4 protein-coding genes are annotated in these 3,384 nt (G+C 33.9%); all 4 read left to right on the top strand.

Going from position 1 to position 3,384, the window contains the following annotated elements; all coding sequences use genetic code 11:
• Positions 1 to 376 (top strand): iron chelate uptake ABC transporter family permease subunit (locus AC1DJR_RS22675; protein ID WP_477003562.1); only part of this gene is annotated, 376 nt, incomplete at its 5' end.
• A complete protein-coding gene (locus AC1DJR_RS22670) occupies positions 373 to 1,437 on the top strand; it encodes an iron chelate uptake ABC transporter family permease subunit (protein WP_477003561.1) in 1,065 nt (354 codons plus the stop codon). The genes AC1DJR_RS22675 and AC1DJR_RS22670, both read left to right, overlap by 4 nt.
• Positions 1,434 to 2,186, top strand: coding sequence for an iron ABC transporter ATP-binding protein (locus tag AC1DJR_RS22665; protein WP_002089518.1), 753 nt, complete (start codon positions 1,434 to 1,436; stop codon positions 2,184 to 2,186). Before AC1DJR_RS22670 ends, AC1DJR_RS22665 begins: the two co-directional genes overlap by 4 nt.
• A 567-nt stretch (positions 2,187 to 2,753) precedes the next feature.
• Positions 2,754 to 3,384: thiol-activated cytolysin family protein (locus AC1DJR_RS22660; protein WP_477003560.1), on the top strand; the 631-nt coding region annotated here is incomplete at its 3' end.

Genomic DNA, 3,384 nt, shown 5'->3' with positions numbered 1-3,384 from the left:
TGCTAATAGATTGACTTTAGCTGGACTAGGAGAAGATGTCGCAACAAGCCTTGGAGTTAATTACAATAGAATTGTTCTTTTTGGGACTGGCCTTATCTCTGTTGCAGTTGGAGTTGTTGCAGCTGTTATTGGAAACTTACCTTTCTTGGGATTAATTGTTCCAAACATTGTTTCAATGTTTAGAGGTGATGATCTTAGGAGTAATTTACCTTGGGTATGTGTGATCGGAATGGGGACAATAACTGCCTGTGACATCATTTCTCGAACAATTATAAAGCCTTTTGAAGTACCTGTTTCTTTAATACTTGCAACAGTGGGAGCAGTCGTRTTTATTACTATTTTATTGAGAMAAAGAAAACCAAGGAGGCTRCGATGATCACATTAGAATATAGAAATAAAGAAAATGTCGAAATCGATTCTAGCCTTCATAATRAAAGTAGATCAGCTAGYGCTTTTCGTTCTAAGAAGGAAGCAAGACGTTATTGGATTTTACTGATCACATTGATTGCTTTAGGTCTCCTTTCTTCATATGGACTTTTAGTTTATAACAATCCAGTTCCGATAGACTCACCTTCTTTTATCCCAGTTGTTAAGAGAAGGATAGTAGCTATTGTTGCGATGATTATTGCTGCAGTTTGCCATAGCTTGTCGACAGTTGCTTTCCAATCTATTACGAGCAATAAGATTATTACTCCTTCGCTTTTAGGTTTCGAATCACTTTATTCAGCAATTCAAACGAGTACAATATTCTTCTTTGGTGCTAGTGCATTGATCAATTTTAATGGAATTGGATCATTTTTATTCCAAGTTGTTGTTATGGTCTTTATGAGTTTGATACTTTATGGATGGTTACTTTCCGGTAAATACGGGAATTTACAACTTATGCTTTTAGTTGGAATTATTATTGGTACCGGGCTAAATTCTGTGTCAACTTTCATGAGAAAACTACTTGCACCTTCAGAATTTGATATTTTACAAGCAAGATTATTTGGTTCTGTTAATCATGCAGATCCTGCATATTTTCCGATTGTAATTCCCATGGTCATAATTGTAGCAGTATTAATTTTTGCTCATTCTAAGAATTTGAATGTTTTGTCACTAGGAAAGGATGTTGCTACTTCTTTTGGAGTTAAATATCAACCTAGTGTAATTTATACGCTTGTATTAGTTGCTATTTTGATGTCCATTTCAACAGCTCTAATTGGGCCACTTACTTTCTACGGCTTTTTAGTAGCAACTTTGAGTTATCAGGCGGCGTCAACTTATGATCATAGATATATTTTTCCAATGGCTTTTGCAATAGGATTTTTGATAATGACGAGTGCATACTTTTTAATGTATCATGTATTCCATGCTCAAGGTGTAGTTTCAGTTATTATTGAATTATTTGGTGGAATAATATTCTTAACTATAGTTTTAAGGAAGAGGGCTTTATGATAAAAATTGATAATGTTAAAAAGTTCTATACTGATAAGGTGAAAATAGGACCTTTGGATATTGAAATACCAAAAGCGGGCTTTACTTCTTTAATTGGACCAAATGGCGCTGGAAAGTCAACGACACTATTGATGATTGGAAGACTTTTAGATATGGATGAAGGCCAAATTCAAGTAGCAAATATGGATGTTTCTGAATCCAAATCAAAAGACTTAGCAAAAGTTTTGACTATATTGCGACAAGAGAATCATTTTGTAACTAGGCTTACTGTTAGACAATTAGTTGGATTTGGGCGCTTTCCTTATTCAAAGGGAAGATTAACTAAAGAGGATGAAGCTATTATTTCTAAATATATAGATTTTCTAGATTTAACTAATTTAGAGAATAGATATTTAGATGAGCTTTCTGGTGGTCAAAGACAAAGGGCATATGTAGCAATGGTATTGTGCCAAGAGACTGAATATGTACTTTTGGACGAGCCTCTGAACAACCTTGATGTTGCTCGTTCTGTTCAAATGATGGAGCATTTGAGACGTGCAGCTAATGAATTTGGAAGAACAATTTTGACTGTTATGCATGACATAAATTTTGCAGCAAAATATTCGGATAAAATTTGTGCTATGAAGGATGGACAAATTGCTGCTTTTGGAACAGTAGAAGAGGTTATGGACCCAACAATTTTAACAGATATTTTTGAAACGAAAATTGAAATTATCAAAGGTCCTTATGGGCCAATCGCTGTTTATTAGTTACAAAATGTGAAAAATGAGTATGTCAAAAAAATACTGTAGCTTGTGTAAATCATGCCAGCTACTCTAGTTGAAGTTGCTGTCTGTATTTTATAGGCAGCAGCTTTTTTTAATGCGGTTGCCCATGATAACTCTTAATATTTCTGGCTGCTCGTAACAGTCCTRCATGTATTTCATTACTTCCGGTCCTGCGATGCTTCCAACAATAAACTTGTAAATTACTCATGAAATGCAAAGGAACGCTTCGTATTTCAAGTATTTACCAAACGAAAAATTTATCTCTGTATAACTTTTTATAAGAATTCAGCTTGTTTTTTTGTATGTAATATTGCATATAAGAGTGTATTGATAAAAGTGTAAGGGGTCACTATAATGAGGGCATAAAGATAAATCACATTTTCGTAGCAATAAAAAAGGAGGAAATAATATGGAAATCGCAATGGCAGTTTTGAAATTTGTAGGTGGCGTAATCCCGTTAATTCAAGAACTTTTGAAAGCATTTATGTAGGTTTATTAGTTAGCTATCATTTATCAATCATTATCATATCTTACTAAAAAAAGAACGGGGTGATTTTTCTGAATATTAAGAAAAACACTAAAAGAAGAAAGTTCCTTGCGTGTTTATTAGTTAGTYTATGCACTATTAATTATTCATCTATTTCCTTCGCRGAAACACAARYAGGTAATGCAAMTGATGYAACMAAAAATGCTAGTGGCATTGATACTGGYATAGCAAATYTWAARTATRATARTMAAGAKGTTTTAGCWGTAAATGGTGATARAGTAGAGAGYTTTGTTCCGAAAGAAAGTATCAATTCAAATGGTAAATTTGTAGTAGTKGAACGYGAGAAAAAATCACTTACAACTTCACCAGTCGATATTTCGATTATTGATTCTGTGGTGAATCGTACGTATCCAGGAGCGGTACAACTTGCAAATAAAGCTTTTGCAGACAATCAACCGAGTTTATTAGTGGCTAAGAGAAAGCCTTTGAATATTAGTATAGACTTACCTGGCATGAGAAAAGAAAATACAATTACTGTCCAAAATCCGACATATGGTAATGTGGCTGGAGCAGTAGATGATTTAGTATCTACTTGGAATGAAAAGTATTCTAAAACACATACGTTACCCGCAAGAATGCAGTATACAGAATCTATGGTTTATAGTAAATCACAAATCGCAAGTGCCCTTAACG

The organism is Bacillus sp. 05T31, assembly GCF_056396725.1.
Note: the sequence above shows the minus strand (reverse complement) of the source record. Positions and strands in the feature narration are given on the sequence as shown.

What these genes read in the sequence shown, in the direction of transcription:
- AC1DJR_RS22665 (WP_002089518.1), top strand. Translation starts at nt 1,434, where the DNA reads ATGATAAAAATTGATAATGTTAAAAAGTTCTATACTGATAAGGTGAAA.